Origin of the sequence: Nocardia carnea, from assembly GCF_029869215.1 — a bacterium.
Taxonomy (GTDB): Bacteria; Actinomycetota; Actinomycetes; order Mycobacteriales; family Mycobacteriaceae; genus Nocardia; species Nocardia carnea_B.
Window position 1 is genome coordinate 1 of record NZ_JARWPM010000104.1, and the last position, 17,255, is coordinate 17,255.

Below are 17,255 nucleotides of genomic sequence, written 5' to 3' on the forward strand. Positions count from 1 at the left end.
GGCGGCGGTGGGTGGGCTGGCGGGCGGGGATCTCGCGGGGGGGGCGCCGGGCGGGGTCGGGGGGGGGGTCGGGGCCCCCCCCGTCCGGCCGCCGCCGAAAGCGAGGAGGGCTGGAGGCCACCCGGTACCTCCAGCCCTGCCTTCGCTCAGTGTGTGGGGCGGAACTTGCGCAGGCGCAGGCTGTTGCTCACCACGAACACCGAGGAGAAGGCCATCGCGGCGCCGGCCAGCATGGGATTGAGCAGGCCGGCCATCGCCAGCGGGATCATCGCGACGTTGTAGCCGAACGCCCAGAACAGATTGCCCTTGATGGTGCCGAGGGTGCGGCGGGCCAGCCGGATGGCGTCGGGGGCGGCGGTCAGATCGCCGCGGACCAGGGTGAGATCCGCGGCCTCGATGGCGATATCGGTGCCGGTTCCGATGGCCAGGCCGAGGTCGGCGCGGGCCAGGGCGGCGGCGTCGTTCACGCCGTCACCGACCATGGCGACGGTTTTGCCTTCCCGTTGCAGTCGTTCGATCACCGCGACCTTGTCCTGCGGCAGCACCTCGGCGAACACCTCGTCGATCCCGACCTGCCGGGCGATCGCCCGCGCGGCGGTGGCGTTGTCGCCGGTGAGCATGACCGGGGTGAGGCCGAGCGCCCGTAGCCGGGAAACCGCTTCGGCGGAGGTCGGTTTCACGGTGTCGGCGACCACGAGCACGCCGCGGGCCTTGCCGTCCCAGCCGATCGCGACCGCTGTCCTGCCGTCGGATTCGGCCGCCCGCATGGCCGCGAGCAGGTCGGCGTCCGGGTGCAGTGCGTAGTCGGCGAGCAGCCCCGTGCGACCCACGATCACCGCGTGCCCGTCGACAACACCCTCCACGCCGAGCCCGGCGTTGTTGCGGAAACTCTCGACCGGCAGCAGGGAGCCGATCCGCTGTCGCGCACCGTCGGCGATGGCCTTGGCGATGGGGTGTTCGGAGGAATCCTCGAGCGACCCCGCGAGCCGCAGAACCTCGTCGGCGTCCTCACCGGCGGCGGCGACCACCTCGAGCAGTGCCATCTTGCCGGTGGTCACGGTGCCGGTCTTGTCGAGCACCACGGTGTCCACCCGGCGGGTGGACTCCAGCACCTCGGGACCCTTGATCAGGATGCCCAGCTGAGCGCCGCGCCCGGTGCCGACCATGAGGGCGGTCGGAGTCGCGAGGCCCAGCGCGCACGGGCACGCGATGATGAGCACGGCCACCGCCGCGGTGAACGCCGCCGCCACCGAACCTCCGGTGCCGAGCCAGAAGCCGAGCGTCGCGACCGACAGCGCGATCACGATCGGGACGAACACGCCCGAGATCCGGTCGGCCAGGCGTTGCGCCTGCGCCTTACCCGACTGTGCGTCCTCCACCATCCGGGCCATCTGGGCGAGCTGGGTATCGGAACCGACTTTGGTGGCCCGCACGGTGATCCGGCCGCCGACGTTCACGGTCGCACCGGCGACCGTATCGTCCGGCCCGACCTCCACCGGTACGGATTCCCCGGTCAGCATGGAGACGTCCACGGCGGAGGAGCCGTCCACGATCACGCCGTCGGTGGCGATCTTCTCGCCCGGACGCACCACGAAACGGTCGCCGGTCGCGAGCTGGTCGACCGGTATCCGCTCTTCGGTCCAGTTGTCCGGGCCGCCGCGCAGTACCGACACCTCTTTGGCGCCGAGTTCCAGCAGAGCGCGTAGCGCGGCGCCCGCCCGGCGCTTGGACCTGGCCTCGAAATACCGGCCGGCCAGGATGAACGTGGTGACACCGGCGGCGGCTTCCAGGTAGATGCTGCCGGTACCGTCCATCCGCGCGATCGTGAATTCGAACGGATGGGTCATCCCGGGTGTGCCCGCGGTACCCCAGAACAGGGCGTACAGCGACCACCCGAAGGCGGCCAGGGTGCCCAGTGAGACCAGGGTGTCCATGGTCGCGGTGGCGTGCCGCAGATTCGTCCACGCCGCCCGGTGGAAAGGCCAGGCACCCCAGACGACCACCGGCGCGGCGAGGGTGAGCGACAGCCACTGCCAGTTGGTGAACTGTAGTGCGGGGATCATCGCCATGGCGATCACCGGGACGGTGAGTAACAGCGAAATCAGCAGGCGGGTGCGCAGGGCGCCGGCCGGATCGGCGGGCTCCGATTCCGCCCGCTGTTCGGCGGGTGGTTGCGGGACGGTGGCCGTGTAACCGGTCTGTTCGACCACGGCGACCAGATCCTCGGGGGTGAGGTTTTCCGGGTAATGGACCCGGGCCTTCTCGGTCGCGTAGTTGACCGACGCGCTCACCCCGTCGAGCCGGTTGAGTTTCTTCTCGATCCGGTTCGCGCAGGAGGCGCAGGTCATCCCGCCGATCACCAGTTCGATCTGTTCGGTCGTACCGGTGGCGGTTGCCGTATCGCGTGGTGTCTGGGTAGTCATCATTCGCTCCGTGACCCGGTTCAGTGGCCGTGGCCGTTATCGGTGTGTTCAGGTGCCGGCTGCGGGCTGCTCGGGGCGGGCCGGCCGGGCGCGGCCGTGTCGACCGCGGCGGTGAACTCGGCCCGGTGGACCCGCCCGGCGTGCCGGAACTCGAAGAACAGGCGGTAGTCGCCGGCGCCGGGGGCTGCTACCGCGAAGGTAACGCCCGGCCCCGCGGGTGTTGTTCCGTCGCCGGGGTGGCCGGCCGGGTGAACGTGGAGATAGCCGAGGTCGGCGGCACGCAGGGCCACGAGATGACCGTACGCCCCCAGGTAGGGCTCCAGATCGGTGACCGGTTTCCCGTCGCGCGAGACGGTGAAGGCGAGGTCGGTGGAACTGCCCGCGGCGAGCGTTCCGCCCAGCTCGACCCGGTAGTCGCCCACGGTCGCGGTAGCGGCGGGGCCGGGTAGCGCCCGGGGCGCGTATTCGCCCGCCACCCGCAGATCCGTGCCGAGTGTGAAGGGGTTCCCGTCGGCGGTGACGAAGTCCGCGAAGACCCGGTAGTCACCGCCCCGGCCGAGGTTCACCGGGCTGCTCCAGGTGCCGTCCGCGCCGAGTGCGGGGTGTAGATGCTGGTACCCGCTCAGATCGCGGCGGACGACGATCAGGTGCAGATCCTTCTCGTGATTGGGGGTGTATCGGGTTACCGGCCGGCCCGCGCTGTCCGTGATGCGGAAGCGCAGCGTGGCGGTGGGTGCGGCCCGGGTGATCGGCTCGTCCAGCACCAGGGTGTACCCGCCGGCGCTATCGGTCAGCCCGCCCGGCCCGCCCGGTGCGCCGGTCTCCGGCGCGGCGGTGTCGTGGGTCTCCGGTTCGCTTTCCGGAGAGCCGGCGAGGGCCCCGACGCCCAGCGCGATACCGAACAGGGCGGCAAGTCCGAGCGCGAATCCGGCGAACTTCGTCGACGTACTCATTTCGATGCTCCATCCAATGGTCTCCGGGCGGTCCGGGCCGCCCTGATCGCTACCATACCCCCCTAGGGTATTAAGTCAAGAGTGTTGAGGGTAGCGCTGTAGACGCGGAGTTCCGCGAGCGGTTTCATCGGCGGGGTCGCCGATCGCACGTCCTGGATCGAGGTGGGCTCACCAGGTGGAGCCGGGCTCATCGGGTGGCGGGAGCCGCCCGAGTGGGGAAGTCGGCGTGCTGCCTATGGCCGATGCGGGCGACCGCTGTCGCGGTCTTCCATCCGGTCCCGGCCGCTCAGCCGGCGGAACGCGGAAACCAGGAGGTCGCCGATATCGAACGAACGGTCCGCCAGCCATTGCGCCTGCAGGCCGTCCCAGGTCGCGACGAGTTGACGGGCCACTTCCGCGGGGTCGAGCGCGGGGTCTGCGAGTCCGGCGGCCTGCCGGCGCGACACGATTCCGGCGAAATACGCAATCGCGGACGAATAGTGCCGGGCGAAGTACTCCTGTGCGGGATGCCCCGGGGTCGTGGCATGCCCCGCCAGTGCCGCGTAGAGCCGGAGTTCGTTCTCGCGCTGCGGGCCGATGTGGGCGAAGTTCCGGAGCGCTTCCAGGAGATCGTCGGGTTCGCCCGCGACCCGGTAGGGCTCGACGGCCTGTTCGTCGGCCTGCGCCAGGGCCGCCACCAGCAGGTGGTCCTTGGACGGGAAGTGGTACAGCACGGTTGCCTCGCGGGCGCCGGCCCGCTCCGCGACCTCGGCGGTGGTGACGGCTCCGTGACCTTTCTCGCGGACGAGGTCCAGGACGGCGCGACCGATGTCACGACGGCGCTCGGCCGTCTTGGCATACGGCCCGCGCGCCTTGCCGCGGGTGCTGGTCGTCATGGCTGCACTCTACGACCGAGTCCTTGACCCCCATCGAATTCTAGTGTTCACTCAGTTTTCATGACCTTCCCGGACACCTTCCTCTGGGGCACGGCGACCGCCGCTCACCAGGTCGAAGGCGGCAATACCGCCAGCGACTTCTGGGCCATGGAGCATGCGCCGGGCTCGCTGTTCGCCGAGCCCAGCGGAGACGCCTGCGATCACTACCGGCTCTTTCGTGACGATCTCGCCCTGCTCGCCGGCCTCGGCTTCACCGCCTACCGGTTCTCGATCGAATGGGCCCGGGTCGAGCCCGAGGACGGCGTCTTCTCCCGCGCCGCGATCGCGCACTACCGCGATGTACTGGCTGCCTGCCATGAGTTCGGTCTCACGCCCATGGTGACGCTGCACCACTTCACGAGCCCACGCTGGCTGATGCGGTACGGCGGCTGGGAGTACGCGGGCACCCCCGAACGATTCGCCGCCTACTGCCGCGCGGTGCTGGCCGAACTCGGCGATTCGGTGCCCTACGTGTGCACGATCAACGAGGCCAATATAGGCCCGCTGCTGCGCGGCATGCTGGGCATATCGGGAGACGGGGCCCCGGTCGGGATCGACCTCGGCGGCCAGGACTGGCGGCGGCCCGCGGCCGAGGCCCTGGCCACGACCCCGGACAAACTCAACCCTTTCCTGTTCACCTTCAGCGATGCCGGGATCGCCGTGGTGAAACAGGCCCATATGGCAGCGCGCGAGGCGATCCGCGCGGTCAGCCCCGCCAGCCAGGTCGGAATCACTCTGTCGCTGCAGGATTTCCAGCCCCTGCCCGGCGCCACGGAGATCGCCGACCGGATGTGGGCCGAGCAGTTCGAGGAGTACCTGCCCGCACTACAAGGCGACGATTTCCTGGGCGTGCAGAACTACTGCCGGGCCCGCATCGGCACCGAAGGGATACTGCCGCAGCCCGCCGATGCCGAACTCACCCAGGCGGGCTACGAGTACTACCCGCAGGCGCTGGAACCGGTACTCCGGCGCGCGGCCACAGCGGGTCTGCCGCTGTTCGTCACCGAGAACGGGATCGCCACCGCCGATGACGATCGCCGCGTCGCGTTCATCGAAACCGCTCTGGACGGTGTCGGACGCGCGCTGGCCGACGGCGTCGATATCCGCGGCTACTTCTACTGGTCCGCCCTGGACAATTTCGAATGGATGCTGGGATATACGCCCAGGTTCGGATTGATCGCTGTCGACCGGGAGACGCAACGACGGACGCCGAAGAACAGCGCGTATCACCTGGGCGCCGTCGCCGGACGCCACCGCCGGATCCGCTCCTAGGGTCGCGGTGTGTGGCGGCGCGCGTACTCCTCGGCCTCCAATGCGGCGGCCTGTTCGAGGGTAGGGGCGCCGCCACCCAGGCGGGCGGGAACCCAGGGCTCGCCGGCAGGCATCGGATACCCCTCCTGGGCAGCGGCGAGCAGCTCGCTCATCCGGGTACGCAGGGCGGCGGTGATCTCGTCGGGGGTGCCGGTGGCGCTCAGCGGCGCACCGATGCGGATATGGATCGGGAATTTGTGCCGGCCGAGCTTCCTCGGGAAACCCTTGGACCAGATACGCTGCGCGCCCCAGATGACCAGCGGGATGATCGGCGCACCCGATTCCAGCGCCATCCGGGCCGCACCCGATTTGAATTCCTTCAGCTCGAAACTGCGGCTGATGGTTGCCTCCGGGTAGACCACGACCAGTTCACCGTCGCGCAGCGCCTGCACCGCGCGGCCGAACGATTCCGCGCCCGCGGTGCGGTCCACGCCGATCGCCTTGCAGTGTTTCATCAGGAAGCCGACGACACCGTGTTCGAGTTCGGCCTTCATCATGTACCGCACATTGCGGCCCGATCGGCGGCCCACCAACCCGACCTCCATGAAATCCAGGTAGGACGTGTGGTTCACCGCGAGAACGGCACCGCCGGTGCGCGGAATATGCTCCTGGCCGCGGATATCCACCCGCAGGCCCTGGGCGAAGAACACCGTGTGCACCAGCCCGGCGAGAATATCGAAAACCGGCTCCCGCGCCATCTCGACTCCTGCTCACTACCGCGGATGCCTCCGCGCCCCGTACCGTGCGACGGCCGCTACTCGCCCGCCTGTTTCCGGGCGGCTCGCTCGGCGGCCTCGGCGGCGTCCATCGCATCGGCCTCTTCCAGGGTAGGGGCACTACCGCCGAGGCGGGCGGGAACCCAGTAGGCGCCGGGTTCGTGGTGGTAGTTCTCCTGCAGCCCGTGCAGTAACCGCTGCATGGTGGAGCGCAGTTCTGCGGTGAGTTCGGCCGCGGGCTCGTAGGGCCGGATCGGTTCACCGACAGCGATGGAGATCGGGGTATTGGTGCGGCCGAGCCGCTTCGGATGGCCTTTGGTCCATACGCGCTGCGCACCCCAGATAACGATCGGGATGATCGGTACCTCGGCCTCGATCGCCATCCGGGCCGCCCCCGATTTCAGCTCTTTGATCTCGAAACTGCGGCTGATGGTGGCCTCGGGATAGACGCCGACGAGTTCGCCGCGCCGCAGATATTCCACGGCCGCTTTGTAGGAGTCGGCGCCCGCGGTGCGGTCGACCGGAATATGCTTGAGCGCCCGCATGATCGGGCCGGAGATCTTGTTCTCGAAGACCTCGTGTTTGGCCATGAACCGGATATAGCGTTTGGGCGTGCGCACCGGCAGCCCCGCATACGTGAAATCCATGTACCCGGTGTGATTGACCGCGATGACGGCACCGCCTTCGGCGGGGATGTTCTCGTCGCCGGTGACGGTGAATTTCAGGCCCTCGAGGAAGAAGACGGTCCGGGCCAGCCCGATGACAGTCCGGTAGACGGGATCCACAAGTCCGCTAGCGTAGTCGCTGCCATCATGATCGGCAGCGTCCGGCCCGCGAATTCCCGTCGCCGGGCCCGGTTCGAACCGGTATGTACCGCAGGAAAGGTGATCGTCGAAGTGGAACGCGCCCGCCCCGAACCGTCGCGCCGTACCGGCCGCGCAGCCGCACCGCGTCGTGGAGCCGATATCCACGCCGCTGCCGTGGCCGTGCCGCGCCGCCGCCGGGGCCGGTCGGCGGCGATCGGGCTGGCCGCCGCCGGACTGATGCTGGCCACCGGCTGCGATTCGGTATCCGGTATTCCGGTCGACGACCCCGGCACCGTCGCGGCCGATTCCGGGGAGGCCGGCGCGCCGGAAACAACCGCCACAACCGTGGCGGCGGAACCCCCGCTGCCGCCGGTGCCTGTGGACGCGCCGCAGGTCGGCGAGGTACCCGGGGTTCCGGAGGCGGCACCCGCGTTGCGACGGTTCGCCGCAGACCTGCGAGCCGGCGATCTCGCGACCCTGCAGCAGGCCTGCTGGACCGTCCCGCCGCTGACCGTGCAGACCATGTACGCCGACCCCGATGCGGTGCTCAATGCCCTGGCGCGGCCGGGCACGGCCGTCGACGGAACGCTCACCTGGACAGACGGAGTGACCAGTGTCACCGCCGAACAGGAGAGGGTGACGTCCGGATACGCGTGCGGCCGGGTGTTCCCCGCGACCGTCGAACCCACCCACGACGCGGCCGACGCCCGGCACACCGTGCGCCGCTACCTCGCCCGGTCCGTCGGCCGGCCGATTCATCCTGACGATCAGGAATCCGAATATCCCTTGGTCTGCGCGGCGATACCCGCCACCTGGGATCCGGAGGGGAGCGGCGCGCCGGTGCCGGCACCGCTGGCCAACGATCCCGGCGCGCTCACCGGCATCACCGGCTACACCGACCAGCAGATCAGTTCCCAGCAGCTGACCGCGGGATATATGTCGGTGGCGGTGCCGGTGACAAATGGATCCGGCGTCACCCAGAATCGGACATTTGTGCTCGCCGAGGGTGACAACGGCTACTGCATCGGGGAAATCTCGTCCTGAGCCACTACCCTGGAAGCCTGCAATCGGTCAAGAGGAGCGAGCACGTGCAGATCACCAGTGTCGGACATGCGGGATTTCATATCCGGACCGCGGCCGGGTCGATCCTATGCGATCCCTGGGTGAACCCCGCGTACTTCGGTTCCTGGTTCCCTTTCCCGGACAACACCCAGCTCGATTGGGACGAACTCGGGAACTGTGACTTCCTCTACGTTTCCCATTTGCACCGCGACCATTTCGACGCCGCGCATCTGCGCGAGTACGTCAACAAGGACGCCACCGTCCTGCTGCCCGACTACCCGGTTCCGGATCTGCGTCGTGAGCTGGAGAAACTCGGCTTCCACAAATTCTTCGAAACCGAGGATTCGGTCAAGCACACGGTGACCGGTGCCATGGGCGCCGGCGGTGGTGACCCCACCGCCGAACTGGACATCATGATCGTCGCGCTGCGCGCTCCCGCGGACGGCCCGATCGGGGATTCCGGGCTCATCGTCTCCGACCGCGAAACCACCTGTTTCAATATGAACGACGCGCGCCCGGTCGATATGGATGTGCTGCACGAGGCGTTCGGCAAGATCGATATCCATCTGCTGCAGTACTCCGGCGCCATCTGGTATCCGATGGTCTACGACATCCCCGCCCGGACGAAATCGAATTTCGGTAAGCAGAAGCGGCAGCGCGGAATGGACCGGGCCCGCAGCTATATCGAGCAGGTGGGCGCGACCTGGGTGGTTCCCTCGGCCGGGCCGCCGGTTTTCCTGGACGACGAACTGCGCTATCTCAACGACGATCACGGCGACGAGGGAAATATCTTCCCCGACCAGATGGTCTTCCTGGAGCAGATGCGTGAGCACGGCCACGATCGCGGTCTGCTGATGGTGCCCGGGTCGACTGTCGATCTGCGCGGCACCGAGCTCGAACTCAGTCATCCCTACGATCCGGACACCATCTGGAGCGATAAGGCCGCCTACATCGAGAAGATGGCCCAGCGGATGGCGCCGGTGCTGGTCGCCGAGAAGAAGAGCTGGGCACCCGCCGGAGGCGAACCGCTGCTCGAACCGCTGCGCGAACTCTTCGAGCCGATCATGGCGCAGAGCGATCTGATCTGCGACGGTATCGGCTACCCGGTCGGCTTGGTGATGGGTGACGAAACCGTCGTCCTGGACTTTCCGAACCGTCAGGTCCGCGCCCCACGGGAGGGCGAGGGCAAATACCGCTACGGTTTCCGGATCGCCCCCGAACTCGTCCGCACCGTATTGCGCGACCAGGAACCGGACTGGGTGAACACGGTTTTCCTGTCCACCCGCTTCCAGGCGTGGCGGATCGGCGGCTACAACGAGTACCTGTACACGTTTTTCAAATGCCTCACCGATGAACGTATCGCCTACGCCGACGGCTGGTTCTCCGAGGCGCACGACGATTCGGCCTCGGTGGAAGTGGCCGACTGGGAGATCCAGCGCCGCTGCCCCCACCTCAAGGCGGACCTGTCGAAATTCGGTGTGGTGGACGGCACCACCCTCACCTGCAACCTGCACGGCTGGCAATGGGACCTGGAATCCGGCCGCTGCAAAACCTCGAAGGGTCACGAACTGCGCTCCCGCAAACTCGCCGAACCGGCGAACTAGCCGGGAAGAGAAGGCGCGATCGGCTCGATTGCCGTGACGACTGCGGTTGATATCCGGCCCAGAACCGGCCGCGACCTACCGTCCTGCGTGGCGGCGCTTCGCCAGGTGCATGATGCCGATGGCTACCCAGCGGTGTGGCCGGAGAATGCTGCCGGTTGGCTGTCCCCACCCAAACTCGTCGACGCGCGCGTTGCGGAGGCCGGTGGCGTCGTCATCGGGCAGGTCGGTATCGGTGAAAGTGTGCTTCCCGCGCCCGTTCGTGCCGCTGTTCACGACGCCGAGCCGATATCTGTCGTGCGCCTGTTCGTCGTGCCGTCACATCGACGATCCGGCGCCGGCAGCCGCCTGCTCGACGCAGCTGTGGAGATGTCCGGACTTCGGGGTCGTCGCGCAGTGCTCGATGTGGAAGCGGGTGGGGTCGCCGCAATTTCGTTGTACGAACGGGCAGGGTGGAAGCGGGTGCACAGCGGTCCGGGAAGCTGGGCATTCCCGGATGGTCGCGCGGCGTATCTGCACTACTACCTGAGCCCCTGAGCTCTCAGCACCTATTCACGGCGGGTTGTGCAGTCCTTAGGGATAGGAACCGGGTCGTCCGGTCAGGCGAACATCTCGTTCAGCGATGCCGCGGCCAGGGCCTGGGCCGTCCATGTCCGGAATTCCGAGACATCCGCCGACCGCACTCGGGCCACGATATCGGCCGGAAGCGGGCCGAACTTCAGGGTCAGCAGCTCGATCAGGGCCTCGGCACGCCCCCGGGCCTCACCCCGGGCTTTGCACACCGGCGACCAATTCGGTGTGGGCGGTGTCGTAGGCGGTGGCGGCATCACCCCGAACCAGCCCGCACGCAGCGTCGCGTCGCGGCCGTCGATCTGCTGTAGGGAGTCCTCCACAAACCCGATCAGATTGCCCAACCGGGTGGCAGCCGCCTCCAGTTCGGTCAGGTCGACCGCATATCCCTCGTCGCTCAACGCGTATTCCTCAGAGCCGTAGTGAACTGGGCGCGGCTGCCGCCGCGGCGGCAGCTACCGTGCCGGACAGATCAGAGTCGGTGCCCTCGAAGTCCAGCCCGTTCACCCGAGTAGCTCGGCCATGTCGCCGCGGGCTTCAAGCACTTCTAGTGCACCGGTTCGTGCTTCGTCCCAGCCGCCGGCGTAGGCGGTCGCGGCGGTAGAACGACATGTACCCAGTAGGTGCTCCATATTCGAGTCCACGTCTTTCACGGCGTTGATCAGCGTGGTTCCGGACACCAGCGGCGGTACCAGCCAGCGCGAAAAAAATTCCGGGAAAGGGGAACCGATGACGCCGAGATGCCGTCAAAGCCTGTAACCAAACCTTGGGGAGGCTGAGATGTTGATGGATGTACCGGCGGTGCAGGGCATCGCCGGCAACCTGCGGGGGTCAGCAGTGACGGTCAACGACGCGGCTCTCTGCGTGCGGAGGAGCCATCCGATAACGAAGGGTCAGGGGTCTTAGTGCAAGCTTTTATCGTTGCTCTTATTTTTGCAGTCGTTTCGCTCTTTTGCATGTACTCGGCCGCCAAGGGGTACCGAGGAGTTGCGACCAGTCACAGCGAGGGGTACGGCGATGAGATACCAGACACCACATTGACAAATCCCGAACGCCGAAAAAGGGCAAATAATCTCGTCGCGTATTGGGAAACCGCAGCGGCGATCCTCTGCTTACCGCCCATCGTCTACGGAATCTGCATCGCCCTCGACCCCGAACGCCGTATACCGCTGCCGGTCTTGATCGGCATCGCGGTCTACTCGATCATCGTTTTCTCCATCGCCAGGTATCCGATCGAGAAGATCAAAGAGTAGAACCACGCCGACCGGCCTCGAAGCCCACAGTGCCTGTTACCCAGGTCGATAAGCCCCGCAAACAGGGGTTCCGGTCGAGAGGTGGCCATAGACAAAGGTCTGCCCCGCCATATTGGCGAGGCAGACCGGGGCGGGGCTTGCCTGATGTAAGCACAGGCTGGGCAGCTTTTGCCGCGGCGGAAGCCGTCAGCTGCGCTTATCTGCTTTCGTACTGGTTGACGAGGTGGTGGTAGAAGCTGTTCTCCGGGTCTTCCAGCGAGATCGGGTGCAGTCCGACGATGACCTTTCGGTTGGCAGCTGTCGAGAATCCGTCTCTGGAGAGGCCGAGATCCTCAACGATCGCCTTCGTGAGGTCGTCCAGTTCTTCGTCGGTCACGTAGACAGCGAGGCGACATTCGACCGGGACATCTTCCTGGTTGTATGCCTCTCCCCACGCACGCTGAGCGAACTCGTTGAGAGCAGTGACCTGACCGAACGCGGTGAAACACGGGATCCGGTTCGCGCCGCGGATGCGCTGGACGCTTTCCTCGAGGAGCAGCGCCACCGGGTGGATGCCCTCGCCGTCGAGCGCGCCCGGCCCCGTGGCCTCGGGCGGACCGAGCTCCACCGAGAGCTCCCACACTTGACGTTCGTCGCCGTCCACTCGGGCCTCCTGTTCTATCGTTTCCATGCTTTTCTTTGCGGCAGTGCTTCACCTTGCGCCCTGGGGCGTGTCCAATGCACCACATGCGGTTTGGTGGTGATGAAGACGAGGACGGTGCCGCACCAGATCGAGGTGATCGGGACGAACAGGCCGCGGGTGCTGGTGGGGTTGGCGCGTTTGGTGAGCCCGATCCATAGTGGTGTGGCGGTGAAGACGACGAACCCGGTGAGCACGCCGACCAGTGGCACTGGTACGGCCAGCCAGGCCAGTGCCTCGGCGGCGAGGATGCCGGCGGTATAACGATCGGACACGGCGACTCGCGCATTCGGCCTCGCGTAGGGCACACCATTCGAATGGCCACGAACTCCGCTCGGAAGCTCACCGAACCGGCCGACAGCTGACCAGCGGTAGCCGGTCGGCTCTGTGGCGAGTGCCGTGGTGCGGCCGACTGTTGCGGCGGTGGTGACCTCGCCGGTAATCCGGTTGGCCGGGCATGCTGTGTCCGATACTGTTCGCCTGTTCCGGCCCGTCATCCCGGCGGGCTGACACCGGAAGGCGGTCCGAAGTCATGACCGGTGATATCGCGACGACAACCCTGTGGCGCCCCACCGGCCCGAAGGAGCTCGAACTCGTTCGCGCACTGGGCTGGCGGGCTTGGCCGCCGCGGTTGCCGGAGCAGCCGATCTTCTACCCGGTGCTCAACGAGGATTACGCGATCAGGATCGCCCGGGATTGGAACGTCGAACACGACGGCGCGGGCTACGTCACGCGATTCGAAGTCGAGTCGGACTTCCTGTCGCGGTATCCGGTCCAGCAGGCCGGCGGACGAACGATTTTGGAATTATGGGTTCCGGCCGAGGAGTTGGCGGAGTTCAACGCTCATATCGTCGGGCAGATCGAGGTCGTGCACGAATTCCACCGGCAATGATCTGGGGTATCGGCTGGTATCACCGGTTCGTATGGGTGTGCGGCTCTTATGCAATGTTTCCTGATGTTATGACTCACCCAACACGCACGCCGCAGGCCGTTCGCAACCGGTAGCGCAAACCGCCCGGCCATGTGGAAGCGAGTGTGGTAGTGAAAGCGGCGAAAATGGCTCTATCGCAACACCTCTGGCAGAATTAGGGGGTATTGTCTTGGTGTGCCCGGCCCCGGCGGAGAGCAAGGGCGCTGGGATGGGGAAGCACAGGGGTTCGGGTCGGCTTCTCTTGACCGGGCGTACGCCCAGAACAGCATCAGAGAACGGTGCTGGGCCAGGCGGTATCGAGAAATCATCCGAATCACCAGCGTGTTTTTCATCCTGGGCTGCGGGGCGGTTCGAGGGTGCGCACGGCTGGTCCCCTGCGAACGGAGCGACCGAATGACCGAGTGCGGTGGATCGACCCTTCCCCGGCGGCAGCTCGGAAGGCATCTGCGTAACGGGCGGGAGGCATTGGGTTTGACGCTGGCCGATGTCGGCGCGTTGATGGAGTGGAGTATCAGCACCGTCCAGCGGATGGAGGTCGGTAAGACCGATCGGATCCGGCTGGCCGATGTGGTGGCCTTGTGCCGGATCTACGAGTTCAGCGATGAGTTCACCGAGGTTCTCAAAGGGCTCGCGCTACAGGCGAGTGGCAAGACTTGGTGGCATGAGTACGGCGACCTCATTCCGGAACATTTCGACGTGTTCGTCGACTTGGAGTCGAGTGCCCGGCGGCTCACGACCTATGAGCCGGAGATCGTGCCGGGAATCGTGCAGATTCCAACATACGTCCGCGCTCTGATGCAGACGGGTTATCCCGATGAAGAACCTGGTGAGGTCGAGCGCCGGGTCCGGCTGCGAATCGAGCGTCAGGTAAAGGTAACTCGCAAAGCCCGGCCGGTAGAACTTCGTATTGTTCTCCGCGAAGCCGCCTTGCGCGCGGTCGTGGGTGGTACGAAGACCATGTCGGGCCAGCTCAGATACCTCGCCGACCTGAGTACCCGGCCCAATATCGACATCCGCGTACTCCCGTTCTCGGCGGGGTTTCCCCTCGGGGTCGCGATCGGTCCGTTTGTCATCCTCGACCCAGGTGGCACTAGTACGCGCCGCGATCCTGATCCGACGGTCGTGTACGTCGAATGCTTCACCGGCGACCTATATCTGGAGAAGGAAGCCACGGTCCGGCGCTATGCTGAGGCCTATCAGACCCTCCTCGACGCGGCGCTGGATCCGGTTCAGAGCAGAGATATGTTGAGGCGCGTGGCAAAGGAGTATGCACCGTGATCAGCGATCTATCCGAGGCAGGCTGGTTCAAGAGCAGCTACAGCGGCGCGGACAAGAACTGTGTGGAAGTCGCCCACCTGAGTGGGCAGCTGGTCGGTGTGCGTGACTCCAAGAATCCCGCCGGCCCGGCCCTGGTGGTCGAGTCGATGGCCTGGGATGCCTTTCTCGAATCCGTTCGGCGCTGAGAGAAGGTGCCGAGGCCGAGCTGCGCGTGAGTATCACCGAAGCCGTGCGGCCGGCCGATCGGCTCCATATCGCCGGCTGCCGGCCGTGAGATCCAGCCGACCGACTACCAGCACGCGCCGTTCCACGGCCGGGACGGGACTCGGGCCATACCCTTCGAGTCCGGCAGTACCGTTGACGGGTGCGGTCGGCTATCGCAGGACGGCCGGTTGCCGTGATTTCCGGCGGCGGTAGAGTCGCCCCATGGCCGCGCGCATTATCCGGGTCGCGACCCGGGCCAGTCCGATGGCAGTTGCCCAAGCCGAGCAGGTCGCCGCCGGTTTGGCCGGGTTCGGGGTGGAGACCGAACTGGTGAAGGTGACCTCCGCCGGTGACCGGTGGATGGGGGATCTGGCGCAGCTCGGCGGTAAGGGGGCTTTCGTCAAGGAGATCGACGATGCGCTGCTGGCCGATCAGGCCGATCTCGCCGTGCACTGCCTGAAGGATATTCCGGGTGATATCCCGATTCCGGAAGGTATCGCGTTCGCCGGTTTCCCGAAGCGCGACGATGTGCGCGACGCGATCATCACCAAGGACGGCCGGCCCCTGGCGGAACAGCCTGCGGGAACCGTGGTCGGCACCAGTTCGGTGCGCCGGGCCGCGCAGCTGCGGTTGCATTACCCGCATCTGCAGACCAAACCGCTGCGCGGGAATATGAACACCCGGCTGATGCGGCTCGAGGACGGTTACTGCGATGTGCTGATCGCCGCGGTCGCCGGCATGTACCGGATCGGCCACGAGGACCGGATCACCGAGATTCTGCCGGTCGACATCATGTGCCCGCCGATCGGAGCCGGGGTGCTCACGCTCGCCTGCCGGGCCGAAGACGACGAGGTTCGTGAACTCGCGGGCCGGCTCGACCACGCCGAAACCCGCCGCGTCGCCGACGCCGAACGCGCGATGCTGCACGCCCTGCAGGGCCACTGCAATTCGCCGATCGCCGGGGTCTGTGTCACCGAGCCCACCGGCCGGCTTTCGTTGCACGGCAAGGTGTTCAACCTGGACGGCACCCAATGGCTGGACGCCCACCACTGGGGTGTTCCCGAAGATCCTCAGGCCCTGGGCTTTTTCGTCGGTTCCGATCTACTCCGTCAGGGCGCCCGCGCGATCATCGACTCCATTCCCCACTGATCCGCCGGCCTGGTCCGCGCGGCGTCGAAGTATCGGCGGATACCGAGTCGCCGCGGGTAGTCGAACTCGCGTGCGGTATAGGTCGTCGGCGGCGACGGTCGGGTTCAGGAGGCCGGGGCGAGTCTGCGGAGGGCGGGCGTCGCCCATAATCCGATGGCGAGCGCGATTTCGGCGCCGGCAGTGAGGAGTAGCACGATTGCGGCGCCGTGCCCGGGGCCTGCTGCGCGGGTGGATACGTGGTCGGCGAACAGGCCGCCGAGGAGTACGGCGATCGGGTAGGGGCCCTGGCCGAGGAGCCGGCGGGCACCGAAGACGGTCGCTTGCGATTCGCGGGGGATGCGTTCCTGCCAGATCGCGGTCAGCGAAGCATTCATCAGTTGCACTGTCGTATTGCGCAAGAGTGCGCACAGCAGCCACAGCAGGGGGATCGTTGTCAGGGCCAGACCCAGCCGGCCCGCGAGCGCGCCGGCGACTATCGCCGCGCAGATCAGCAGGCGGCGATCACAGCGGGATCCGATGGCGATGACGGCCAGCGCACCGAGCACCAACCCGATGGCGCCGCCGGTGTTGTAGAGGGCGAGGTTCCAGGACGTTTGCGCAGGTGCCGAAGCAGACAGCACGAACGCGATCGCTACGGAGACCCCCAGGCCGTTGCAGAAGTTGAAACCGGCGAATGACAGCTGCAGGTATCGCAGGGCGGGGTCGCGCAGGATCAGTGTCAGACCCGCGCGGGCACCGGCGAAGGGGCGGAGTGCGCGTCTGGCGACGATGGGTTCGTCATACCAGCGCACCGCGGCGAGGATCACCGCCTGTACGAGAAATGTCGCCGCGTCGGCGAGGAAGACCGCCGCCGGCGACCCCGCCGTGTACACGGCCGCGCCCAGTAGCGGGCCGGCGACGGTAGGAACGCTTTCGACCAGCGCCGTTGCCCCGTTGACCCGGGTGAGGTCGGCTTCCGGACGCAGTAGGCGCACGGAGGCCGCCATGGTCACCCACAGCAGTGCGTTGAGGACCCCGGAGACGAATACCAGCCCGACTATCACCACCAGGCGAGCGAGCGAAGGTGATTCCCAACCGGCGACCAGGGCCAGCAGTCCCGCGACGGCTGCGGCGGCCAGGTTGGTGAGCAGTAGCATCTGCCGCCTGCGGAACCGATCGGAGACAGCGCCCGCCAACGGAGCCAGATAGATCGTGCCGATCGCCGCGGCCGCGGTGATCGATGCCAAGGCGAGCGCGCTGTTCGTCGCCGAGTACACGGTCAGCGCCAAGGCGAAGGACGCGGCGGCCGAGCCGGCCAGGGATAGCAGCTGTCCGGCCCAGATCGCGGTGAAGATCTGACCGGAAGAGTTTGTCGTCGTGGATTCGGTCGCCACATTCCCCCCCGAACGCCATTCACGGACCGCTG

The 17,255-nt window shown here is 66.8% G+C and carries 18 protein-coding genes; 9 read left to right on the plus strand and 9 right to left on the minus strand.

The features are described from left to right. Window positions 1-146: 146 nt before the first annotated feature. From QH276_RS05920 to QH276_RS05930, 3 genes are all read right to left on the minus strand, one after another. Entirely contained in the window at window positions 147-2,423 is a 2,277-nt protein-coding gene (locus QH276_RS05920) for a heavy metal translocating P-type ATPase (protein WP_280402654.1), read from the minus strand. A 20-nt stretch (window positions 2,424-2,443) separates the two neighbouring features. Beyond that, the gene (locus QH276_RS05925) at window positions 2,444-3,376 is read right to left on the minus strand and encodes a hypothetical protein (RefSeq protein WP_280402655.1); all 933 of its coding nucleotides are present in this window, start codon (window positions 3,374-3,376) and stop codon (window positions 2,444-2,446) included. 233 nt (window positions 3,377-3,609) lie between these two features. Then, window positions 3,610-4,251 carry a TetR/AcrR family transcriptional regulator gene (locus tag QH276_RS05930; RefSeq protein WP_280402656.1) on the minus strand — a complete coding sequence of 214 codons (642 nt, stop codon included), beginning with the start codon at window positions 4,249-4,251 and terminating at the stop codon, window positions 3,610-3,612. A gap of 60 nt (window positions 4,252-4,311) precedes the next feature. Here QH276_RS05930 and QH276_RS05935 point away from each other — a divergent pair, with 60 nt between their 5' ends. Then, window positions 4,312-5,562 (plus strand): glycoside hydrolase family 1 protein, encoded by a 1,251-nt coding sequence (locus tag QH276_RS05935; RefSeq protein WP_280402657.1) that lies wholly within the window; start codon window positions 4,312-4,314, stop codon window positions 5,560-5,562. On the opposite strand, the gene QH276_RS05940 is transcribed toward QH276_RS05935, so the two are convergent. Further along, a complete protein-coding gene (locus QH276_RS05940; RefSeq protein ID WP_280402658.1) occupies window positions 5,559-6,299 on the minus strand; it encodes a lysophospholipid acyltransferase family protein in 741 nt (246 codons plus the stop codon). The genes QH276_RS05935 and QH276_RS05940 overlap by 4 nt on opposite strands. Before the next feature lie 56 nt (window positions 6,300-6,355). Continuing rightward, window positions 6,356-7,102 carry a lysophospholipid acyltransferase family protein gene (locus QH276_RS05945; RefSeq protein ID WP_280402659.1) on the minus strand — a complete coding sequence of 249 codons (747 nt, stop codon included), beginning with the start codon at window positions 7,100-7,102 and terminating at the stop codon, window positions 6,356-6,358. 99 nt (window positions 7,103-7,201) lie between these two features. On the opposite strand from QH276_RS05945, the gene QH276_RS05950 reads away from it, so the two are divergent. Genes QH276_RS05950 through QH276_RS05960 form a run of 3 tightly spaced genes read left to right on the plus strand, consistent with a single transcriptional unit; the run spans window position 7,202 to window position 10,323 of the window. Next, window positions 7,202-8,167 carry a hypothetical protein gene (locus tag QH276_RS05950; protein ID WP_280402660.1) on the plus strand — a complete coding sequence of 322 codons (966 nt, stop codon included), beginning with the start codon at window positions 7,202-7,204 and terminating at the stop codon, window positions 8,165-8,167. Between the two features lie 44 nt (window positions 8,168-8,211). Next, window positions 8,212-9,789 (plus strand): Rieske 2Fe-2S domain-containing protein, encoded by a 1,578-nt coding sequence (locus tag QH276_RS05955; protein ID WP_280402661.1) that lies wholly within the window; start codon window positions 8,212-8,214, stop codon window positions 9,787-9,789. Between the two features lie 33 nt (window positions 9,790-9,822). Continuing rightward, window positions 9,823-10,323, plus strand: a complete 501-nt coding sequence (locus QH276_RS05960) for a GNAT family N-acetyltransferase (RefSeq protein ID WP_280402662.1) — start codon at window positions 9,823-9,825, stop codon at window positions 10,321-10,323. A gap of 62 nt (window positions 10,324-10,385) precedes the next feature. Here the strand turns inward: QH276_RS05960 and QH276_RS05965 are convergent, their stop codons facing one another. Next, a complete protein-coding gene (locus QH276_RS05965) occupies window positions 10,386-10,757 on the minus strand; it encodes a hypothetical protein (RefSeq protein ID WP_280402663.1) in 372 nt (123 codons plus the stop codon). Window positions 10,758-11,261: 504 nt separating this feature from the next. Between QH276_RS05965 and QH276_RS05970 the strand changes: the two genes are divergently transcribed. Beyond that, complete coding sequence (locus QH276_RS05970) at window positions 11,262-11,609, plus strand: hypothetical protein (RefSeq protein WP_280406658.1); 348 nt, start codon at window positions 11,262-11,264, stop codon at window positions 11,607-11,609. A 196-nt stretch (window positions 11,610-11,805) separates the two neighbouring features. On the opposite strand, the gene QH276_RS05975 is transcribed toward QH276_RS05970, so the two are convergent. Further along, complete coding sequence (locus tag QH276_RS05975) at window positions 11,806-12,252, minus strand: hypothetical protein (RefSeq protein ID WP_280402665.1); 447 nt, start codon at window positions 12,250-12,252, stop codon at window positions 11,806-11,808. A gap of 14 nt (window positions 12,253-12,266) precedes the next feature. Continuing rightward, on the minus strand, window positions 12,267-12,563 hold the full coding sequence (locus QH276_RS05980) for a hypothetical protein (protein ID WP_280402666.1): 297 nt from the start codon (window positions 12,561-12,563) through the stop codon (window positions 12,267-12,269). A gap of 257 nt (window positions 12,564-12,820) precedes the next feature. On the opposite strand from QH276_RS05980, the gene QH276_RS05985 reads away from it, so the two are divergent. The 4 genes from QH276_RS05985 to hemC all read left to right on the plus strand — a co-directional run bounded on the left by QH276_RS05985 (window position 12,821) and on the right by hemC (window position 15,850). After that, window positions 12,821-13,180: an ADP-ribosylation/crystallin J1 gene (locus tag QH276_RS05985; protein ID WP_280402667.1), complete on the plus strand. Its 360-nt coding sequence runs from the start codon at window positions 12,821-12,823 to the stop codon at window positions 13,178-13,180. A 432-nt stretch (window positions 13,181-13,612) separates the two neighbouring features. After that, window positions 13,613-14,497: a helix-turn-helix domain-containing protein gene (locus QH276_RS05990; RefSeq protein WP_280402668.1), complete on the plus strand. Its 885-nt coding sequence runs from the start codon at window positions 13,613-13,615 to the stop codon at window positions 14,495-14,497. Beyond that, window positions 14,494-14,682 (plus strand): DUF397 domain-containing protein, encoded by a 189-nt coding sequence (locus QH276_RS05995; RefSeq protein ID WP_280402669.1) that lies wholly within the window; start codon window positions 14,494-14,496, stop codon window positions 14,680-14,682. Before QH276_RS05990 ends, QH276_RS05995 begins: the two co-directional genes overlap by 4 nt. Before the next feature lie 241 nt (window positions 14,683-14,923). Next, complete coding sequence (gene hemC, locus QH276_RS06000) at window positions 14,924-15,850, plus strand: hydroxymethylbilane synthase (protein ID WP_280402670.1); 927 nt, start codon at window positions 14,924-14,926, stop codon at window positions 15,848-15,850. A gap of 104 nt (window positions 15,851-15,954) precedes the next feature. Here the strand turns inward: hemC and QH276_RS06005 are convergent, their stop codons facing one another. Next, entirely contained in the window at window positions 15,955-17,223 is a 1,269-nt protein-coding gene (locus QH276_RS06005; protein WP_280402671.1) for an MFS transporter, read from the minus strand. Window positions 17,224-17,255: the final 32 nt, after the last annotated feature.

Bases quoted from the DNA above. Each gene is read 5' to 3' on its own strand.
- QH276_RS05930 (WP_280402656.1), bottom strand. From the start codon at position 4,251: ATGACGACCAGCACCCGCGGCAAGGCGCGCGGGCCGTATGCCAAGACG.
- QH276_RS05935 (WP_280402657.1), top strand. From the start codon at position 4,312: ATGACCTTCCCGGACACCTTCCTCTGGGGCACGGCGACCGCCGCTCAC.
- hemC (WP_280402670.1), top strand. From the start codon at position 14,924: ATGGCCGCGCGCATTATCCGGGTCGCGACCCGGGCCAGTCCGATGGCA.
- QH276_RS05985 (WP_280402667.1), top strand. From the start codon at position 12,821: ATGACCGGTGATATCGCGACGACAACCCTGTGGCGCCCCACCGGCCCG.
- QH276_RS05925 (WP_280402655.1), bottom strand. From the start codon at position 3,376: ATGAGTACGTCGACGAAGTTCGCCGGATTCGCGCTCGGACTTGCCGCC.
- QH276_RS05940 (WP_280402658.1), bottom strand. From the start codon at position 6,299: ATGGCGCGGGAGCCGGTTTTCGATATTCTCGCCGGGCTGGTGCACACG.
- QH276_RS05990 (WP_280402668.1), top strand. From the start codon at position 13,613: ATGACCGAGTGCGGTGGATCGACCCTTCCCCGGCGGCAGCTCGGAAGG.
- QH276_RS05920 (WP_280402654.1), bottom strand. From the start codon at position 2,423: ATGACTACCCAGACACCACGCGATACGGCAACCGCCACCGGTACGACC.